21 protein-coding genes are annotated in these 18,981 nt (G+C 38.9%); 2 read left to right on the top strand and 19 right to left on the bottom strand.

What is annotated here, in order from left to right; all coding sequences use genetic code 11:
* Positions 1 to 21: 21 nt before the first annotated feature.
* From B9T25_RS10710 to B9T25_RS10620, 19 genes are all read right to left on the bottom strand, one after another.
* Entirely contained in the window at positions 22 to 618 is a 597-nt protein-coding gene (locus B9T25_RS10710; RefSeq protein ID WP_086188408.1) for a 6-pyruvoyl trahydropterin synthase family protein, read from the bottom strand.
* Between the two features lie 158 nt (positions 619 to 776).
* Entirely contained in the window at positions 777 to 1,724 is a 948-nt protein-coding gene (gspK, locus tag B9T25_RS10705) for a type II secretion system minor pseudopilin GspK (RefSeq protein WP_086188407.1), read from the bottom strand.
* Positions 1,725 to 1,771: 47 nt separating this feature from the next.
* Entirely contained in the window at positions 1,772 to 2,413 is a 642-nt protein-coding gene (gene gspJ, locus B9T25_RS10700; protein ID WP_086188406.1) for a type II secretion system minor pseudopilin GspJ, read from the bottom strand.
* Positions 2,410 to 2,850 (bottom strand): type II secretion system minor pseudopilin GspI, encoded by a 441-nt coding sequence (gspI, locus tag B9T25_RS10695; RefSeq protein ID WP_086188405.1) that lies wholly within the window; start codon positions 2,848 to 2,850, stop codon positions 2,410 to 2,412. The genes gspJ and gspI overlap by 4 nt, the downstream gene beginning before the upstream one ends.
* A complete protein-coding gene (locus tag B9T25_RS10690) occupies positions 2,840 to 3,400 on the bottom strand; it encodes a prepilin-type N-terminal cleavage/methylation domain-containing protein (protein WP_086188404.1) in 561 nt (186 codons plus the stop codon). Before B9T25_RS10690 ends, gspI begins: the two co-directional genes overlap by 11 nt.
* Before the next feature lie 9 nt (positions 3,401 to 3,409).
* Complete coding sequence (locus tag B9T25_RS10685; RefSeq protein ID WP_086188403.1) at positions 3,410 to 4,024, bottom strand: TetR/AcrR family transcriptional regulator; 615 nt, start codon at positions 4,022 to 4,024, stop codon at positions 3,410 to 3,412.
* Between the two features lie 45 nt (positions 4,025 to 4,069).
* The gene (locus B9T25_RS10680; RefSeq protein ID WP_086188402.1) at positions 4,070 to 4,843 is read right to left on the bottom strand and encodes a TatD family hydrolase; all 774 of its coding nucleotides are present in this window, start codon (positions 4,841 to 4,843) and stop codon (positions 4,070 to 4,072) included.
* Positions 4,844 to 4,869: 26 nt separating this feature from the next.
* Positions 4,870 to 5,211 (bottom strand): PilZ domain-containing protein, encoded by a 342-nt coding sequence (locus B9T25_RS10675; protein ID WP_086188401.1) that lies wholly within the window; start codon positions 5,209 to 5,211, stop codon positions 4,870 to 4,872.
* Positions 5,212 to 5,228: 17 nt separating this feature from the next.
* Positions 5,229 to 6,212 (bottom strand): DNA polymerase III subunit delta', encoded by a 984-nt coding sequence (locus B9T25_RS10670; protein ID WP_086188400.1) that lies wholly within the window; start codon positions 6,210 to 6,212, stop codon positions 5,229 to 5,231.
* Positions 6,213 to 6,241: 29 nt separating this feature from the next.
* A complete protein-coding gene (gene kdsB, locus B9T25_RS10665; protein ID WP_086188399.1) occupies positions 6,242 to 7,003 on the bottom strand; it encodes a 3-deoxy-manno-octulosonate cytidylyltransferase in 762 nt (253 codons plus the stop codon).
* Between the two features lie 12 nt (positions 7,004 to 7,015).
* Positions 7,016 to 8,020 (bottom strand): tetraacyldisaccharide 4'-kinase, encoded by a 1,005-nt coding sequence (gene lpxK, locus B9T25_RS10660; RefSeq protein WP_086188398.1) that lies wholly within the window; start codon positions 8,018 to 8,020, stop codon positions 7,016 to 7,018.
* Between the two features lie 3 nt (positions 8,021 to 8,023).
* Positions 8,024 to 9,751 carry a lipid A export permease/ATP-binding protein MsbA gene (gene msbA / locus B9T25_RS10655; RefSeq protein ID WP_086188397.1) on the bottom strand — a complete coding sequence of 576 codons (1,728 nt, stop codon included), beginning with the start codon at positions 9,749 to 9,751 and terminating at the stop codon, positions 8,024 to 8,026.
* Entirely contained in the window at positions 9,751 to 10,173 is a 423-nt protein-coding gene (locus tag B9T25_RS10650) for an ExbD/TolR family protein (RefSeq protein WP_086165799.1), read from the bottom strand. Before B9T25_RS10650 ends, msbA begins: the two co-directional genes overlap by 1 nt.
* A gap of 8 nt (positions 10,174 to 10,181) precedes the next feature.
* Positions 10,182 to 10,820 carry a MotA/TolQ/ExbB proton channel family protein gene (locus B9T25_RS10645; protein WP_086188396.1) on the bottom strand — a complete coding sequence of 213 codons (639 nt, stop codon included), beginning with the start codon at positions 10,818 to 10,820 and terminating at the stop codon, positions 10,182 to 10,184.
* Between the two features lie 26 nt (positions 10,821 to 10,846).
* Entirely contained in the window at positions 10,847 to 11,734 is an 888-nt protein-coding gene (locus tag B9T25_RS10640; RefSeq protein WP_086188395.1) for a ParB/RepB/Spo0J family partition protein, read from the bottom strand.
* Positions 11,731 to 12,513: a ParA family protein gene (locus B9T25_RS10635; protein WP_086188394.1), complete on the bottom strand. Its 783-nt coding sequence runs from the start codon at positions 12,511 to 12,513 to the stop codon at positions 11,731 to 11,733. Before B9T25_RS10635 ends, B9T25_RS10640 begins: the two co-directional genes overlap by 4 nt.
* Positions 12,514 to 12,538: 25 nt before the next feature.
* Positions 12,539 to 13,171 carry a 16S rRNA (guanine(527)-N(7))-methyltransferase RsmG gene (gene rsmG, locus B9T25_RS10630; protein WP_086188393.1) on the bottom strand — a complete coding sequence of 211 codons (633 nt, stop codon included), beginning with the start codon at positions 13,169 to 13,171 and terminating at the stop codon, positions 12,539 to 12,541.
* An 84-nt stretch (positions 13,172 to 13,255) separates the two neighbouring features.
* Entirely contained in the window at positions 13,256 to 13,945 is a 690-nt protein-coding gene (gene murU / locus B9T25_RS10625) for an N-acetylmuramate alpha-1-phosphate uridylyltransferase MurU (RefSeq protein WP_086188392.1), read from the bottom strand.
* Positions 13,945 to 14,958, bottom strand: a complete 1,014-nt coding sequence (locus B9T25_RS10620) for an aminoglycoside phosphotransferase family protein (protein ID WP_086188391.1) — start codon at positions 14,956 to 14,958, stop codon at positions 13,945 to 13,947. Before B9T25_RS10620 ends, murU begins: the two co-directional genes overlap by 1 nt.
* Before the next feature lie 120 nt (positions 14,959 to 15,078).
* Here B9T25_RS10620 and B9T25_RS10615 point away from each other — a divergent pair, with 120 nt between their 5' ends.
* Both B9T25_RS10615 and B9T25_RS10610 read left to right on the top strand, forming a co-directional pair.
* Positions 15,079 to 17,541: an LPS-assembly protein LptD gene (locus B9T25_RS10615; RefSeq protein WP_086188390.1), complete on the top strand. Its 2,463-nt coding sequence runs from the start codon at positions 15,079 to 15,081 to the stop codon at positions 17,539 to 17,541.
* On the top strand, positions 17,541 to 18,845 hold the full coding sequence (locus B9T25_RS10610; protein WP_086188389.1) for a peptidylprolyl isomerase: 1,305 nt from the start codon (positions 17,541 to 17,543) through the stop codon (positions 18,843 to 18,845). Before B9T25_RS10615 ends, B9T25_RS10610 begins: the two co-directional genes overlap by 1 nt.
* Positions 18,846 to 18,981 lie beyond the last annotated feature (136 nt).

The raw sequence follows: 18,981 nt of genomic DNA, 5'->3' as shown, positions 1-18,981 counted from the left end.
TACCAAAATGTACTCCAGTCTTTAAATTTTGACTTGAAGATCAACACTTGGGTTTTGGAATTTAATCCCTTGTTGTAGTTTTTTATACATATTTGAGTCTGCCCATTCCGCTTGAACTTGTTCAGAGAACACCATTTGTTCAAGGCTCAACACACCCATTTGCTCGTTTTCAATATCTTCTATAAAGCTTTGCGCATAACCTGTATCCGTTTCATGCACAATGACTGAGTAAACTTCCACATCACCTTCGCCATTTTGGGTAATGGTCGATGCCAATACTTGCTGTGCTAAATAGAAGAAAATACGTGAAAATTGTTCTGCCGATGGTGAAACGGGTAAAGACACCCAACGCGCACTAAATTTTTTGCAGGCATCGATATATTCGGCATCGTCATGTTGCCAAAAGCAAATGGCATGATCGAAACTGTCAAAAATATCTTTAATTACACCTTTCAACAACCCAAAGTCATACACCATTTGACCATGATCTAGCTTCGAAGCTTTAAGCAATAATTCAACTTTATAACTATGACCATGAATTGAACGCTTACAGCGATCCGATGTGCAATTTCGCACAATATGAGCATTTTCAAACTTAAATAACTTACGAATTAACATGTGCCGTGGTGCAATCCAAAATTTGTGAAATAAACTGGATTATAAAGCAAAAGTGAAAGTCTGCGCATTAATTTTACAGTTCAATGCAATTGGGAAATTGCATGATGATAAAAGCTCATCATTCACTGAATTATATGACAACTGATTCGTCCATCCGATTAAAACGGCGCCATACTTCGATACGCAACATACACTGTTTTATCTTTACGCACTAAATCACTACTAAACTGACGTTTACGTTCACTTAGTAACACTTCAATTTTGGCTTTGAAATAGTTGGACTGCACACCCAGCAACTCATTGACTTGACTTTGCACATCAGGATTTACTTGCTTAAAAGGCTCAATTGTCCAAAGATCATTAATATTAGAAAAGTGTTCCAAATTGGCTTGGCGTTTTTGTAAAGCTTGTTCAACAGCTTTGATGTCCAACTTAGGATCGAGACTGGCAAGCAGCATAGCTGGTGCTGTATTGACATTGACCTTACTGTCCGATGTAGGCAATGCACTGACATAATCTACGATTTGCAAATATTTTTGATCTTCAAAACCACGTACTAATTTAAGTTCTTCTACACTATGAAATTTACTGTTTGCAGCTAAATAACCTTGTGGTAATCCTTGATAATAGCTATTTTCTGCCCCCATTCCACCAATGATTTCGTTATCAACATCTTGCCAATCAATCACAGCTTCACTTAATTTCTCTGGCAATCCCACACGTAGCAAGAGTTTTTCAAACCACAGTTTTGCCTGTGGGTTCGCCACACCTTCGTCATTAACCAAACTATTTAAATTAAATTTACCTGATTCATCTTGCAAACTTCCAGAGACAAAACCATCGTCTACTGGAAAAGCTGGCATCGGTTTTGCCCAATTTTCTTGTAAATGATCAACAGCTCCAGCATTGTTTGCATCATCCACTAACAGTTCTGAAAAGAAGGCTTCAGCACTTTTTGCATACAACAAGGATTGATTTTGACGCATTAAATATGCTGTATTCTCAGCAGTATTCACCTGACGTTTTGCAATGGTCGCAGCAAGAATAGTCGCTAATGCCACCATCACCAATATCGTTATTAAGGCAATACCCTCTTGCTGCTTCATGCTCAATTTTTTAGACCTTATGACGTGGGGTTATTTGCATGGTGATTTTAATTATTGTCCTGCGGGTTTAAATAGTCTGTATTTAACAAACTAAAAATCCATTCATATGCAACATCTTTGACTGTTAATTTAATTTTAATCCCTTTCGGTAAACGTTGTTTTTGCGTGATATCCATTAAATCTGCTTGTGCATCTGGCCATGAGGTTGCTTCATTTGGATTTAACACGATCACTTCAAACTGATCTACTTCGCTTAACAGAACACTCGATTCAGGTTGTTCACGCCCAGTGCTATTTAAATAAGAATATTTCAAGCGATACAGTTTTTTTTCATCTGCACGGTATTGATATTCCACACGTTCATCAGGTGAAATGCCCTGCTGCAAAGGATCAGTCCCCCCTGTTTTACTAAAACTAAAACGACCATTTTGCAAAACCAAAGCAGGTTGAATCTCACTATTCATATTCGCACTCAGCGGCACAGCTTGCACAGTATCACGTAAAATTTGCTGGTAAGCTTCTTGGAGCTGCCCTAAATTAATTTCATGTTCAGTATTACGCTCTTTAACTTTAATCAAATAATCAAAAACCTTCCAACCCAATGCTGAGAGCACCGCAAAAATAGCAATCGCAACCAATAATTCAACTAAGGTAAAGCCTTTTTTATGGTTTTTTTGACGGTTTTTCATCGTTCAACCTTATGGTTAAAGAAAACCAAATGTGTGATTCCTGATTCTACTTTGCCTGTTTCTGCATTAAATAAACTGACTTGAACTTCAATGCGTTGTACGTTGGGACTAATAGTCGATTGGGCAGATTTATCAATTTGCCAAGTTTCACCTTGCTGCGTGGTTTGTTTTGACTGTGTTCCTTGCAACCATTCTTGATTGATTTCCATCGTAGCAACTTCATTTAACGCCACAAATTGTGCTTTAGTGCGTAAAATAGCATTGGATGTGGCTTGGGTATATTGCATTGCCACCTTAGTCAATGCGATTGCTGCTGTAGCAAAAATAGCTAAGGCAACCATGACCTCTAATAATGTAAAACCTGAGCTGCGATGAACAAAATGCTGTTTCGCCGCTGCGCAAGATGAAGAGCTATGCTTAAAGTATCTAGCTTTCATTGATTTTACCTAAATGATCAATTTCAATTTCTTCACCAATCGGGCGTTGTTCGAAATAAAACTGAATACGGACGGGCTTTGCTTCGCCATTGCCCAACCACAGTAATTTAGGCGCATTGGCACTCAGCAAATCATCATTATTGGCATTTTCATATTGCTGATCGAGTGATTGCACATTGAAGGAAACCAGCTCAGGTAAATCACGTGGTTTAAATTCGGTATAATGTTGCCATTTTTTATTTTTAGAAAATTGAGATGTTTGTGCAGCTTGAATAGATGGAACTAAATATTCAATCACAGCATAACGAAATGGAGATACATCTGTTGCCGTTTGAACATCAAGTGCAAAAATGCGTGCTTGATCATTGGCTTCCCGATTAATCCTGCGTAAATCCATGATAAACACTTCCCGTGCTTGCATCGCTTTACGCTGATCCACTCCATTAATATTGGTTAAAATTAAAGAGGCCATGATTGCCATAATCACAATAACCACCATCAATTCTATCAAAGTAAAACCACGAATTGATGCTGATTTTATGTGCTTCATAGCTGACCTTTAAGCAAATTGTTCCGTGGAACTGGTTTGCTTGGGCATCGCCAAAGCTTGATCGATATAGGCAACACGAAGTGTATCGCGCGAACCCAAGTAACGCTGATAAAAGCTAGAGTTTAATATTGCTGCCGCACCATGTGTTAAAGCCCAAATTGAAGCCAAATAGTCACGCACAGACATCGTACTTTGAATATTTTCCAAATAACGTTCAGTCATTTTGAAGATAATCCGCAAACGCTGTTTCCTGATTTGATAAAGTTCGCTAAACAATAAGTGAATACCAACACCTGTCGTAGAAAGACGTTCTTCAATTTGATGGAATAACACTGTACGTTCAGGATGGTGTAAATGATGCAACATAAAGAATGCTAAATGCTCTGGAAAAGCTTTTTCCTCATCCTTAATCATTTCTAATAACATGTTCTCATTACGAATAATAAGAAGCATATAGAGCTCATCTTTACTTTGAAAATGTTTATACAGCGTCCCTTTGGCAAGATCGAGCTCTGCTGCCAACGCATCAAGTGTCATTCCTGATTCGCCATTTTCTAACAATAGTTGCTCTGCAACTTGAAAAATTAACGCTTCTCTTGCCCGAAACTGAGCCTGACGATCCATCTTCACTCTGTAACTCTCTTATGCGCTTATATCAATTCAAATTATTTACTTTAAATTAAGGAGGTTTTCAAAGTTTTGCATAGTAATGAAAGCGATTTCCTCAATCGACTTATCATATACGTCACTTAAGGCTTTGGCTACATAGGGAACGTATTTTGGCTCATTAGATTTCCCTCGATAAGGCATCGGTGCCAGATAAGGACTATCCGTTTCAATCAGAACACGATCAAGCGGCACTTGCTTCGCCACATCTCTTAAATCTTGAGCATTTTTAAACGAAACAATACCTGAAAATGACACGTAATAGCCACAATCAAGAACAGCCTTCGCGGTTTCCCAATCCTCAGTAAAACAATGCAAAATACCATGAGTCGACTTTTCAGCACGAATGATATCAACCGTGTCATGTTTTGCAGAACGGGTATGCACAACTACAGGCTTTTTCACCGCCTGAGAGGCATAAATATGACGTGCAAAGCATTCTTTTTGTTCTGCAATAAAGTCTGTACTGTGAAAATAATCCAAGCCTGTTTCACCAATCGCCCAAACTTTTTCTGGTTGCGCAAGCTCGATTAAATAATCTGTAGTTGCACGTGCCATCGTCGCAGGGTCTTCACAAGGATGAACACCAACACTGTATCCAACATCGTCATGACGTGATGCTATTTTAGCAAGCTCAATATGATCATCCAGATCAACCGAGATACTCATAAATTTGGATACGCCCGCTTCACGCGCCTGTGCTAATGCTAGATCTAAATTACCATCATATGGAGTTAGGTCAAGCAAGGTTAAATGGCAGTGAGTATCTACAAACACGGTAAGATCCTAAAGAGTTTAAACAGCTACATAGTGTAACTACTTCGTCCTTCAGACTTAATACCTGCAAGCAGTTTTTCGGCTTCTGATTTGTAATAAATGCCTTTCTCTCCAGAAAGCTGCATACCAAATCCTTGTAATTTAATTCCATTTTGTTTTTGTGAAATCCAAATCACCTTCCCCGTTAAAGGAATTTTCTGTGATTGTTCAGGCAAAGTTGCCAGTACAAAAACTTCGTCACCCAATTGAACCACTTGTTTGGTCGGAACAAATAATCCACCACCCACAACATAAGGCATATAACTGGCATACAAAGTAGCTGTATCTGGGATATTCACTTGAATAATACCGCCCATACGTGGTTGCATCATATTCCCCTTTAAATTTAAACATTCATTAGTTTTATACACAATTGATCAAGCACTAAATTACTTTGTACGTTCTGCTCAATAAATTGTTTAGATTGTTGCAAGTCAGCGTAAATGCTAAATAAGAATTCCAATGAATATTGTTCTGCTAGTACAGTGAAATCCAAATCATGATTTTTGACTTGTTGATTTAGCTTGACACAAATTAAATCGGACAACAAGTATTCAAACATTTGCGCAAAATCACTAAAATTGAGTGCTTTACCCCACTTGGTCGCAATTGCCATTGGCATATTTTTTTGCATCACCAGTTTTTGCCAATCATTTAAAAATTCTTGTCGTTTATTTGGCCATTCAGCACTTGCCAGTTGCATTGCTTGCAGTGGCATTTGATTAGACAAATTAAGCAACAATTGTTTTTGGCTCTGATTTAAATCTGGCAAATACTCAGTTAAATATGCATCTGCTTGCACTTCAGACATCCGATCCAAAGCAAAATGCTGTAAGCGACTGCGAATGGTCGCAGGAAGTTTCAAATAATGATCTGCCAATAAAATAATGACAATTCGATCACCTGGTTCCTCAAGTGTTTTTAATAATGCATTTGCAGAAGCAATATTCAGCGCTTCCGCTGGTTCAATCACAATGACACGCCAGCCATCTACGGTTTGTTGCACAAAAGGTAATAAATCACGAATTTTTTCAATTTTAATTTTCGCATTTTGCTTTTTATTTTCCTCATCTGTGCTGATGTAGACATAATTCGGGTGAGTATCCGACTTCAACCATAGACAACTACTACATTCACCACAGGGCGCATTGTTTACATCTCGATTTGCACACAACACCCATGCCAAAAAATATTGTGCGAAAGCCTCTTTACCACAGCCTTTTTTGCCATAAAAAAGTAAGCCATGTCCAATTTTTGGGAAACGCCCCGTTAGCGTATCCCAAACCGTTTTTTGCCACGGGTAAACTTGAGCAACCACATTATTTTGCATTGAATTTAGGTCCAAACTTAGCCAAAATCTTACTCAAAGCAAGACACATCCATTTCATTCAGACGATCTAAATCGGCTTGTGTATCAACACCTGGTGGCAAGTTTGCTTCTGCAACCGCAATCGCAATTCGATGACCATTTTCAAGTACACGTAATTGCTCCAAGCTTTCAAGCTGTTCCAATACACCCATGTCCCAAGACACATATTCTTGTAGCAAATTGACGCGATAAGCATATAAACCTAAGTGGCGATATGCTTGCGGATGCAAGGATTGAAGCTCTTGCTGAGCACCATCTCGATCATAAGGAATAGTCGCACGACTAAAATACAAGGCTTGGTTGTATTTAGACATCACCACTTTCACAATACTGTCACGCTTAAATTCTTCTAGACTATGAATAGGCTCGCACAATGTTGACATGGAGGATTCAGGCTGTGATTGCAATAATTGCGCAACTTGCTGTACCAACTGTGCTGGCAGCAGAGGTTCATCGCCCTGCACATTGACTACAATGTCCTCACTTGCCCAACCTTTAATTCGAGCAACCTCACTTAAGCGATCTGTACCCGATGGATGATCTGCATGAGTCAGCACAACATCTACACCTTCAGCACGACAGGCTTCAGCAATACGCTCATCATCAGTAGCAACACATAAATCATCAAAACCCGCGACTTTTTTTGCTTGATCAACCACACGTAAAATCATTGGACGACCATGAATTTCCAATAATGGCTTACCGGGTAAACGTGAACTTGCAAAACGTGCAGGAATAACAATATGTTTCATAAATGATGAACCTTAAGAAATTTGAATACCGAATTGCTGTAATTGCTGATGTAAAATCTCATAGCACTCAGGCGAAAGTACCGCTTCAACAGGAACGACCCAAATTTCCCGCTTAAAATCTGGGTTTTGCTTTAATAAGGGCAAAATTTTCACTGCATCTTTTTCAGTGGTAATAATTGGATTGCTATCTTCAAATTGCAGATCTGCGATTTCATAATCATAATGATCTGGAAATTCATGACATTGAAATTGATGAATACCGATAGAATCTAAAGTTTGATAAAAACGTTGTGGAAAACCAATCCCAACGACAGCATAGAAATTATTGGCTGGATTAAAAATTTTAGCTTCCATGGCATTAAGTAAATATGGCGTATCCACTTCTAAATGCATGTTTAAAGCTAATGTAGGACTTGCTGCATGTTCAATCACAGTTCCTGTACTTAATCGACTAACAGGTTCTCTTAAATAACCTTCAGGTAATATTTTCTGATTACCTAAGCCACGATTCTGATCCAGTACAATCCACTCAATTTGACGCTGTAAAGCCAAATGTTGCAAACCATCATCACTAATAATTAAATCCAAGTCATGCTTGGATAATAGATACTCAATACTGCGTTGTCGATTTGAACCCACCACCATGGGAACATTGGTTGATTGCACAATCAAACAAGGTTCATCCCCCACAGCTTCTGGCACAGATTCTAGATCCACATAAGCTGGAAAAGGCCCTTTCCCACCATAACCACGGCTAATCACACCAACACGAATATTTTGACTTTGCAGATAACTAACCAACTGAATCAGTAACGGTGTTTTACCACTACCACCCACGGTAATATTACCAATCACCATCACGGGTACTGGTGCTTGATAACTTGATTTAATGCCCACTTGGTACAGTTTTTTATTCAACAAAAAACCACCGCGATAGATCCATGCCAAAGGTCTTAGCACAATTAACCACTTCGCTTGTTGATTCCAAGCATCTTGAATAAATTGTGCAACTGACATAAATCAATGTTCCTCAAAATTACGCTGATGCAATTGATAATAAGCACCATGTTTGGCGATCAATTCTACATGCGTCCCTTGCTCGACAATTGTCCCTTTATCCATCATCACAATTCGATCAGCATTTTCAATGGTCGATAAGCGATGCGCAATCACGATAGTCGTTCGATCTTGCATTGCCGCATCAAAAGCCTGCTGAATAAAGTATTCTGATTCATTATCTAACGCACTGGTTGCTTCATCCAGAATCAAAATTGGCGCATTTTTCAAAATGGCCCGTGCAATTGCAATACGCTGACGTTGCCCACCTGACAAGTTCAAACCTTGCGCACCCAAAGGAGTATCGTAACCTTGCGGCAAATCCATAATAAAGTCATGCGCATAAGCAGCTTTAGCAGCAGCAATAATATCTGCCTCTGATACACTCTCAAGCTGCCCATAAGCAATATTTTCACGTACCGTTCGATTAAACAACACCACTTGCTGATTAACCATGGAGATTTGAGTTCGTAAGGTGTTCAAATCTATATCTTGAATATCGTACTGATCTAAATATATATGACCCGAAGTCGCATCTTGAAAACGCATTAGTAGATTCACTAAAGATGTTTTTCCTGCACCTGAGCGCCCAACCAATGCAACCGTTTCACCCGCTTTAACATTTAAGTTAAAATTATAAATCGCTTGATGACCGTCAGCGTAAATTAGATTCACATTCTGGAATTGAATGTCACCTTTAAGCACAGGCGTTAAAGTACCTGTATTTTTTTCTTCAGGTAAATCCAATAATTCAAAAACTGAATGTGCTGCAGCCATACCACGTTGTATTTTTTCATTGACATCGGTCAGTGCTTTGATTGGCTTGCTTAACATCCCTGCTGCGGTAATATAGGCAACAAATTCCCCAGCGCTGGTATCACGTAAAATTTCTGGTCGTAATGCAATCCAAATAATAATAGCCATCGCAATTGACATAATGAATTGTACAATGGGGCTATTGAGCTGCTGCACCACCACCATTTTTAGACCACGTTTTAAGTTTCTAAGCGAGTGGTCTTTAAAACGAGATTGTTCATACTCTTGCCCACCAAAACCTTTGACCACCAAATTACCATTAACCGTTTCTTGCACCACATGGTTCACATCACCCATGGTATCTTGAACTTGTATCGATAATTTACGCATACGTTTTGACGCTTTGCGAATCAGCAACCCCATCAACGGAGCAAAAACCAAAATAATAAGCGTCAATCGCCAATTGCTATATAACAAATAGCCCAACAATCCAATGGCGATTAGACCTTGCTGAACAATGATTTTCAGCGATTCAGATGAAGCTGCTGTTAGCTGCTCCACGTTATACATAATTTTAGCAGTGATATGACCGCTGGTATTATCCAAATAATACTGAGATGGTAATCTAAGTAATTTTGAAAAAACCTCTTGGCGAATATTAAAGACTAAATTGCGCGAGATGACAGCCGTAAAATAGCCCCCGACAAAGGAACCGACCCCACGGAAAAACATCAACAAGATCACCAAAAAAGGAAATATAGAAGTAAAGCCCTGATCTTTATGCTGAATTGCCGTAATGATTTTTTCTAATAATTTTGCAATAGATACTTCTGTTGCAGCACTAATTGCAAAACCAATAAAAACGAGTATTGCCACTCCCCAAAAAGGCTTTAGATACTCTAAAAGACGTACGTAGGCTTTAAAATCTTGCTTCACTAATAACCTCTAGACGGAACTTTAGTACTAATATTAATATTAACAAATCCTAGCTGACCCGCAACATCCATCACACGAATCACATCTTGATGTGTGGCTTTAGCATCGGCAGCAATCACAAACATTAAATCACGACGTTCATTAGAAATCTGTTTAATTGCCGTATTTAAATCGACAACTTCTTTACTCGCAATCGATTGCCCATTAATTGAATAATGCCCTGAAGCATCCACAACCACTTCAATTTTATGTTCATATTGTTTAGGCGGAACACCTTGCGCATCGGGCAAAGTTAAATTCATACGACTAAATTGGTTAAATGTGGTTGATAACAATAAAAAAACCAAGATAAACAATAAACAGTCAATCATGGGTGTCAGATTAATGTGAATATCTTCAACTTGTGTGCGTTTGAATTTCATTTTTCACCTTAACCTGCTTTTCTAAGATCTTGTTCTTCATCTGTAGAATTTTGATAGAAAAGTGCTGCATGAAATAATGTCGATTGTTGCTCAAGCTCTGCAACATATTCTTGCACTAAACGCTGAAAATAACGATAAGCAAATAATGCTGGAATTGCAATAAACATCCCAGCTGCAGTGGTAATCAAGGCTTTTGAGATACCAGGAATCATGAGCGTTGGATTACTATTGGTGCCTAAATCAATCACCAAAAATGATTCAATAATACCCAAAACAGTACCCAACAAACCTAAAAGTGGCGCTACAGCACTTAATGTGCCTAAGAAATTAATATTTTTTTCCAAATAGCCAATTTCTTGAGAAGCTGTTACTTCCATTTGTGCACGAGCATATTGTTCATTTTGATTTTTACTTTGATAGCCCGCAGTAAAAATACGTCCTAAAGTACTGCCTGTTAATACTTTATCTTGTTGTAGTTGCTGCATGACTGTATGTGCATTTTGAGTCTGGCTCAACAACAATGCTTTTGGCAAAATCATCGTTTTTTTTAACCGAATCATACGTTCAATTGTAATTGCAACAGTAAAAATCGAACATAAAACAAGGGGCAGCATTAACCACCCACCTGCTTTGACTAATTCCCACATGTGTTTTCCCCAATAAAATCAAAAAATTACTCTGCGAAACAAATATTTAGAATGCCATCCAATTCATCCAGAGAATGATATTGAATAACTAATTTCCCTTTACCTTGCTTATTATGATCAATCTTTACATCTGCACTAAAACGTTCTGCTAAACGTTGCGTTAATTGTTGAATATCTGATGCAACGTCTGCTTTGGCTTTTTCTTGCTTAGGTGCATTCAAATCACGCACCAATTGCTCTGTTTGGCGCACAGATAAACTTTTTTCAATCACATGTTCTGCAATTTTAAGCTGATCTTTAGCTTTTAACGTTAAAATTGCACGGGCATGCCCCATATCAAGCAGACCTTGCTGCATAAAATCTTTGACTGATTCTGCCAAAGACAGTAAACGCAATAAATTGCTGATTGTCGTCCGCGCTTTGCCAACTGTATCTGCAATTTCTTGATGACTTAAGCCAAATTCTTCATGAAAGCGCTGTAATGCCATCGCTTGATCAATTGGATTCAGATCTTGACGCTGAATATTTTCAATCAATGCTAAAGCAATCGCAACTTGATCGGTTAGATCACGCACAATCGCAGGAATTTCAGTTAAACCCGCAAGTTGTGCCGCTCGCCAGCGGCGCTCACCGGCAATAATTTCATAAGGAAATTTTTCATTATCGATTGGACGGATGACGATGGGTTGCATCACACCATGTTTTTCAATTGAAGCCGCGAGCTCTTGAAGATCGTGCTCATGAATAAAACGTCGCGGTTGATATTCACCACGAGTCAGCAAGTGAACATTAATTTGTTTTAACTGACCATGATCTAAAGCCTGCGCTTCCATTTGTAGTTTTTCTTTTTGGATTGAACCAAGCAAGGCATCCAAACCACGACCTTTAGCCAACCCTCGTTTTTTTATGGTCATGCTGTAATTCCTTTTTGTACTTTACTTTTTTTTACCATTTCAGCTGCTAAGTTTAAGTAAGCAACTGCACCTTTTGAACTTTTTTCAAAGAAAATAATCGGCAAACCATGTGCAGGTGCTTCCGCTAAACGTACATTACGCGGAATGACAGTGTCATACAGTTTTTTACCAAAATATTGCTCAAGCTCTTCAGAAACATCTCGTGTCAATGCATTTCGCGCATCATACATGGTGCGCAACACACCGATAATTTTCAAGTCGGGATTAAGTGCTTGTTGAATGCGATCAATGGTTTGGGTTAAATCAGCTAAACCTTCCAGTGCATAATATTCACATTGCATTGGAATAAGCACACCCTGCACTGCTGCCAAAGCATTGACTGTAATTAAACTCAAACTAGGCGCGCAGTCCACAATAATATAATCAAAAGAATGCTCTACTTCTTTTAATGCTTCACGCAGAATAAACTCACGACCTTCTTGTTCTGCAATCGCAAGCTCTACACCGGCTAAATCACGATTTGCACCTAAAACTTTATAACCCACTTCAGCTTTGGTAATGGCTGTTTCAATCGGAACTTCGCCCAACAAAACATCGGTTACTGAATATAAAAGATCATTTTTTTGGACACCAGATCCCATCGTGGCATTTCCCTGTGAATCCATATCCACCAGTAAAACGCGCTTCTTTAACACAGCTAACGATGCTGCCAAATTTACTGCGGTTGTGGTTTTGCCTACACCACCTTTTTGGTTCGCAATCGCAATAATTTGTGCCATGGTAACCCCAACCCTTCAAAAATAATTAAATACGTTTTAACAAAAGTAGATGACGTTGCTCATCTAAGCGTGGAACCGTTAATGCAACGATGTCACAGCTAAATTCTTTTTTAATGACTTCAACTTCTTCTTCAGGAATTAAGCCTTTCATTGAAGCAATGATACTGTGCTCATGCATATACGGTTTCGATGCCGCAACAAAATCGATTAAGGATGCAAAAGCACGACTGGTGATGACATCAAATTGTCCCAAGTCATTGATACTGTCTTCATTTTCGACACGTGTTTGCACTGCAATTACATTTTTTAGTTTTAAATCAGCAATAAATTGCTTCAAGAAACGAATTTTTTTGCCATTTGAATCGAGTAAAACACATTCCCGTTCTGGCTGACATAAAGCAATGATCATGCCCGGCATACCGCCACCTGTACCAATATCGAGCAAACGACCTTGAGGTAAGTCTTTTAAGATACTAAGGCTATCTAGTAAATGTTTCACCAACATTTCTTTAGGATCACGAATCGCTGTTAAATTATAAGCTTTGTTCCACAGCACAAGTGCATCTTGATACTTTAGCAATAGATTTAATGCTTCTTCACTCAAATCTAAGCCAAGCGTTTGACTACCTTGCTTTAAGTCTTGAAAAAAAGGATGCATAAAGAAGACATCTCAATAAAATTAAACTGAAGTATACCTATTTCTAAGCCGTGGAACAGTAGTTAACGCCTAGTGATTATGCACTTAAGCATACATCCCTTGACGAATCTGTAGATCTAGGTCACTTAATCGTTCAGGTGTGCCAACATCAACCCAAGCTGCTTGCATTTTTTCTGCTGAAACTTTCCCTTCCAACATGCCATTTTTTAACAAAGGTGCAAGTGGTCGTTTGCCATTTTCCAGACCATCAAACATTTTAGGATGAATGACGGAAACTCCGCTGAAGGTTAAATTTTCACCCTGTTGATTTTGATCAAAGGTATAAGCTCGCCCGTCTGCAAGGGTAAAATCACCATTTCGATGCTGCTCAGGATTACTCACAAAAACCAAGTGAGCAAGATCATTTGCAAGATCTACATCAAGTAAAGAGGCAAAATCAAAGGTTGTCCAGACATCACCATTCACCAGTATAAAAGGTTCTGTACCAAGCAATGGTAAGGCATTAATGATGCCACCCGCAGTTTCCAACCCTTCATCCTCACGTGTCCAGCTAATTTGTACACCAAACTGTGATCCATCGCCCAAAGCAGCTATCAGAACATCGGCTAACCATGCAGAATTAATGACTATTTCAGTCACACCAATTTCTTTTAGTTTTTCGATATGCCATACAATCAATGGCTTACCACCAACCTCAAGCAATGGTTTTGGCTTATATAACGTCAGTGGACGCATGCGGTTGCCTAAACCCGCAGCTAAAATCATGGCTTTCATTATGCAGCAACCTCGTAAATACCGTATTTGGCTTCAAATTTCGGCATTACTTTAGCGTGAATAAATTGCATAAACGGTTGTAATTCTGCATATGGCTTGCTTTCTTTAAGTAAATACCACATCACACGCGGTAAATCTTTGAGGTAACCTGTTTTTCCATCACGTTCAAATAAACGCACAAAAATACCTAAAATTTTAATGTGCCGTTGAATCGCCACGAAATCAGCATCACGCTTAAACTGTTCAAAATCACGGTCTTGTTTTGCAGCCTCAGGCAACAAATCATAGAAAACTTTAAACCATGCATAAACTTGATCTGCATTCCACTGCACATAAGCATCACGGGTAATGGAAATTAAGTCGTAAGTATCCGCACCAATTACCGCATCTTGGAAATCAATCACACCAAGTTCCGTTTCACCTTCAATTTTCATCAAATTACGGCTATGAAAATCACGATGTACAATCACTTGAGGCTGCGCTAATGCGGCATTGGCCAAAATTGCAAATGTTCGTTTAATTAACGCTTGCTCTTCTTTTGTTGGCTCAATGTGTAGTGATGGCAGCATCCAATCCGTCAACAATTGCATTTCACTGAGCAATTTCTCATACGAATATTCAGGAAACTGTTTCACACCATCAATTGCTTGAAGTTCAATTAACTGTTTAAAACTTTGCGCATAATAGGCGTCAACAGTGGCATCGTTCAGCAGGGTTGAGAGTAAAACATCACCAAAATCTTCAAGTAATAAAAAACCTTGTTGTAAATCTTTTGCAACGATATGCGGTACACGAACACCATGTGTATCGAAAAACTGGTCAATCGTCACAAAAGGTACACAATCTTCTTTTTCTGGTGGTGCATCCATGAGCATAAATGTTTTATTATTCAACTTGATTCGTGCATAACGACGGAAGCTTGCATCGCCTGGCAAAAAATTAATTTCAAATTGATCTGAATCAAGTACAGATGTAATCCATGTATGTATGATTTGTTCACGTTGTGTTTTCATTTGCGATAAATTCTAAAACAGGCTGAGTTTTTAAAGTACTAAGTGTAGCCACTTATCAACTTTTTCTCTATGATGCGAGAATAATTAATTGCGATTAAGCATACTTGGTTAATGAGACAAATGAAGCATCAGTTCAAATTTAATCCTTTAGCGACTGCTATCTTGACCCTTTTATGTGGCAGCTCGATTTCAAGCTATGCTGAGTCCACACTTCCAGCTTCGGCTGTTAACAATCAAAAAATGAAGGACAGCATTCAAGAAGCTTATCCTGGACAACAGTTTTTTGAACAATACTACGTTGACAAGTCCGTACCCGAAGCGCAGCAACGGCAAGGACAGCATTTAAGCTCGGCTTATTGTCAAGGTGCTTGGATCACGCCAATTAGTCCAGAGACGAAAGTCGCAAGTGCTGCTGAAGCGACTTCAGTGGTGACCGCTGATTATGGTCATTACGACCCACAGGGTGACTCAGTACTTGAAGGCAATGTGCTGATTGACCAAAATGGTCGTCAAATTCGTGCCGATAAAATTACCATTGATAAAACCCAAACCTTTGCCAATGCTGAAGGTCGTGTTCAAATGGCTCAAGCGGGTTTGCTCGCCCAAAGTGATCAGATCAATTACAACTTAAAAACACAGCAAGGCGATTTAAATAACAGCTTCTATATTTCAGAACAACAAGATGCGCATGGTCGCGCGGAAAAAATTTCCCGCACTGCTGAAAATATTGTAGTCATGAACAATGCGACATACAGCACATGCCCACCAGATGAAACACCCACTTGGAAAATCCAAGCCAATAAAATCACATTGAATCAAGAAACAGGGCGCGGAGAAACTCGCGGAACCAAGCTTTATGTTAAAGATGTTCCAGTTTTAGCCGTTCCCTACTTTAACTTCCCAATTGATGACCGCCGTACTACAGGTATTTTAAGCCCAAGTTTTGGCTTCACCAATGATGGTGGTGTAGAACTTGCTGTACCTGTGTATTTAAATTTAGCACCCAATTACGATGCGACCGTGACACCACGCTATATTGCTGATCGTGGAGCAATGCTAGAAGGTGAATTCCGTTATTTAACCGAAAATTTCGGCTCAGGTATGCTTTGGGGCGGTTATTTAGCTTCTGATAAAAAGTATGATGACCAAGAGCGTCAAGATGTACACTTACTGCATAACTGGCAAATCAACGAGCAGTTCTCTACCAACTTAGATTATAACTACGCATCAGATAAAGATTATTTCGCTGATTTAAATAACAATCCAAACTCTAAAACCGACTTAAACTTACGCCGCGCATGGGAACTCAACTATAAAAATGGTATCCCAGGCTTAAAAGCGCAGTTAAAGGTTGAAGACTTCCAAACTTTGGATAAAACTGTTCCTGATGAAGACCGTCCTTATGCACGTTTACCACAATTCCTGTTAAATTATAAAACAGGCAATCCACTGGGTTTACAATACGAGTTTAATCACGATACGGCTTACTTTAAAAAAGAGATTAGCGATCTCAGCAATGGAACAAGTACAACTTTCGAACCAAGTGGTACTCGTATCTATAATGATTTTGCCGTTCGTTATAACTACCGCAATCCGTGGTCATTTGTCATTCCAGAAGTATCGATTCGCAATGTAAATACTTTTTACGATCAAAATACCATTGATGCACTGAACCAAAACACCAACTCATCTAATGAAAGTCAATCTGTGACTGTTCCACAATTTACTTTAGATGCGGGTTTAACCTTTGAAAAAGATGGCAAATACTTACAAACCCTTACTCCACGCGCATTTTACGCTTACGCACCGTATGAAAACCAAGCAGGCAATCCGAACTTTGATTCAGCAACTGCCTCTATTAATTATGATCAATTATTTAGCGCACGCCGCTTCTATGGACACGACCGTTTAGAAGACAATAATTTCTTAACACTTGGTCTAAGCTACAGCCTATTTGATGAAATTGGCTTAGAACGCTTAAAAGCCAGTGTCGGTCAAAGTTATTATTTTGAAGATCGACGCGTAAATTTGGATAACGTGGCAGATGAGTTTGATACTGAAAATCGTACAGGTCCTGTTTTAAGTGTAACCAGCCAACTTTCACAAAATTTTAGTATTGGTGCAAACTCGGCTTGGATGTCGAATGGTGACGATGCTCAACGTGATTTACAGCTCTATTACACTGGCGATAAAGGCAATCTTTATAATGTGGGTTACTTCTATCGTAAAGATATTCCAAACCGACAAAATCAGTATGATCAAGTCGTTGCATCTTTCATTCAGCCATTATCAAATAACTGGCGCATTATGGGTCATGCCCAATACGATATCGAGAATAACGTGGCACGTGAGTATTTACTCGGTGTCAATTACGAGTCGTGTTGTTGGGGCATTTCAGTCTATGGACGTTCTTACTACAACGACCTAGACAATATCAATGAAGATGGTGTGAACGCTAAACGTGCCATCATGGCTGAAATTAGCCTCAAAGGCTTAGGTGGTTTCAATAACAAACTTTCATCACTACTAGAGAATCGTATTCTAGGTTTCAATAATATTAATCAATCTTGGACACAACGTTAATGAAGACAATCCAGTTAAAACATTTTTTTAAAGCGACTGCGCTTGCTTTAGCTTTATCTTCATCAATGACTACTTTCGCACAACCAACCAATGAAGTTGTTGCTGTAGTAGATAACAGTGTCATTCTAAAAAGCGATTTAGAACAGAATATTGCGGAAATTAAACACCAATTTGAAACGCAAAAAAAACCAGTTCCACCAGAGCAATATTTGCAACAACAAGCACTTGATCAACTGATTATTCGCCAAGCACAACTTGAACAAGTTAAACGCTATAACATCAAAGCGGATGAAAAAAGCTTAAATGAAGCAGTCATGAAAGTTGCAAACCAGTCTGGAACTCAAAGTTTAGAAGCTTTTCAACAAAAACTAGATGCCATTGCACCTTCCACTTATGAGTCTTTGCGCAATCGTATTGCAGAAGATTTAGCCATTAATCGTTTACGTCAACAAATGGTGATGTCACGAATTAAAATTAGTGACCAAGATGTTGAAAACTTCTTAAAAACCCCTCAAGGTCAAGCTGCATTAGGCAATCAAGTTCATGTATTACATGTACGTGTTTCCGGTGAAAAAAATATTGAACAGGTTGCCGCGCAAGTTAAAGCTGCCTTAAAAGATAGTAATGATGTTGCTGCAATTGATAAAAAATTTACAGCCAATGGCGTAAAAGTTGAAAGTGCAGATATGGGTTTTCGTAATCTATCTGAAATCCCGAGCGAACTCGCAGCTCGTGTAACCTCCCTAGAAGTGGGTCAAACAACTGATTTAATTCCTGTACGTGATGGTATACATGTTTTAAAATTGGTAGATCGTAAAGGTGCAGAACAAAAAGCGATTGTGTCTCAATATAAAACACGCCATATTTTGATTCAACCATCAGAAGTAGTCAGCCCAGACAATGCAAAACAGCAGATCGATAGCATTTATAACCGTTTAAAAGCGGGTGAAGATTTTGCAGTACTTGCATCCACCTTCTCCAATGACCCAGGTTCTGCACGCGATAGTGGTAGCTTAGGTTGGGTAAGCCCCGGTGTTATGGTTCCTGAATTTGACGCGCGTATGAAAAGTACGCCTGTTGGTCAAACCAGTGAACCATTCCAAACTCAATTTGGTTGGCACATTCTTCAAGTGGCAGATACTCGCCAACAAGATATGACTCACGAATACCAAGAACGTATGGCTCGTCAAATTTTAGGTGAGCGTCAATTTGATGCAGAGCTCGATAGCTGGTTACGTGAAATTCGTAACAATGCCTTTGTAGAGATAAAAGACCCAAATCTTGATCGTAAACAAAATAAATAATCTCAACTTATTTATTTTGAATAAAGAACCAGCTGCAATTAGCAGCTGGTTCTTTATTCAACTAATCAATCTATGTATGGCTGACTACTTCAACAGCGCTTTCCAATAGCTTTAACAAGCTTATTTCTAAACAAAC

It is taken from the genome of Acinetobacter sp. ANC 4470 (genome assembly GCF_002135335.1).
Lineage (GTDB): Bacteria > Pseudomonadota > Gammaproteobacteria > Pseudomonadales > Moraxellaceae > Acinetobacter.
The sequence above is the reverse complement of the archived record's forward strand: the minus strand, read 5'-3'. Positions and strand labels throughout refer to the sequence as shown.

What these genes read in the sequence shown, in the direction of transcription:
- B9T25_RS10670 (WP_086188400.1), bottom strand. Translation starts at nt 6,212, where the DNA reads ATGCAAAATAATGTGGTTGCTCAAGTTTACCCGTGGCAAAAAACGGTT.
- kdsB (WP_086188399.1), bottom strand. Translation starts at nt 7,003, where the DNA reads ATGAAACATATTGTTATTCCTGCACGTTTTGCAAGTTCACGTTTACCC.
- B9T25_RS10710 (WP_086188408.1), bottom strand. Translation starts at nt 618, where the DNA reads ATGTTAATTCGTAAGTTATTTAAGTTTGAAAATGCTCATATTGTGCGA.
- gspI (WP_086188405.1), bottom strand. Translation starts at nt 2,850, where the DNA reads ATGAAAGCTAGATACTTTAAGCATAGCTCTTCATCTTGCGCAGCGGCG.
- B9T25_RS10685 (WP_086188403.1), bottom strand. Translation starts at nt 4,024, where the DNA reads ATGGATCGTCAGGCTCAGTTTCGGGCAAGAGAAGCGTTAATTTTTCAA.
- B9T25_RS10690 (WP_086188404.1), bottom strand. Translation starts at nt 3,400, where the DNA reads ATGAAGCACATAAAATCAGCATCAATTCGTGGTTTTACTTTGATAGAA.
- murU (WP_086188392.1), bottom strand. Translation starts at nt 13,945, where the DNA reads ATGAAAGCCATGATTTTAGCTGCGGGTTTAGGCAACCGCATGCGTCCA.
- B9T25_RS10610 (WP_086188389.1), top strand. Translation starts at nt 17,541, where the DNA reads ATGAAGACAATCCAGTTAAAACATTTTTTTAAAGCGACTGCGCTTGCT.
- B9T25_RS10675 (WP_086188401.1), bottom strand. Translation starts at nt 5,211, where the DNA reads ATGCAACCACGTATGGGCGGTATTATTCAAGTGAATATCCCAGATACA.
- gspJ (WP_086188406.1), bottom strand. Translation starts at nt 2,413, where the DNA reads ATGAAAAACCGTCAAAAAAACCATAAAAAAGGCTTTACCTTAGTTGAA.
- B9T25_RS10635 (WP_086188394.1), bottom strand. Translation starts at nt 12,513, where the DNA reads ATGGCACAAATTATTGCGATTGCGAACCAAAAAGGTGGTGTAGGCAAA.
- rsmG (WP_086188393.1), bottom strand. Translation starts at nt 13,171, where the DNA reads ATGCATCCTTTTTTTCAAGACTTAAAGCAAGGTAGTCAAACGCTTGGC.
- B9T25_RS10645 (WP_086188396.1), bottom strand. Translation starts at nt 10,820, where the DNA reads ATGTGGGAATTAGTCAAAGCAGGTGGGTGGTTAATGCTGCCCCTTGTT.
- lpxK (WP_086188398.1), bottom strand. Translation starts at nt 8,020, where the DNA reads ATGTCAGTTGCACAATTTATTCAAGATGCTTGGAATCAACAAGCGAAG.
- gspK (WP_086188407.1), bottom strand. Translation starts at nt 1,724, where the DNA reads ATGAAGCAGCAAGAGGGTATTGCCTTAATAACGATATTGGTGATGGTG.
- B9T25_RS10640 (WP_086188395.1), bottom strand. Translation starts at nt 11,734, where the DNA reads ATGACCATAAAAAAACGAGGGTTGGCTAAAGGTCGTGGTTTGGATGCC.
- B9T25_RS10650 (WP_086165799.1), bottom strand. Translation starts at nt 10,173, where the DNA reads ATGAAATTCAAACGCACACAAGTTGAAGATATTCACATTAATCTGACA.
- B9T25_RS10615 (WP_086188390.1), top strand. Translation starts at nt 15,079, where the DNA reads ATGAAGCATCAGTTCAAATTTAATCCTTTAGCGACTGCTATCTTGACC.
- B9T25_RS10620 (WP_086188391.1), bottom strand. Translation starts at nt 14,958, where the DNA reads ATGAAAACACAACGTGAACAAATCATACATACATGGATTACATCTGTA.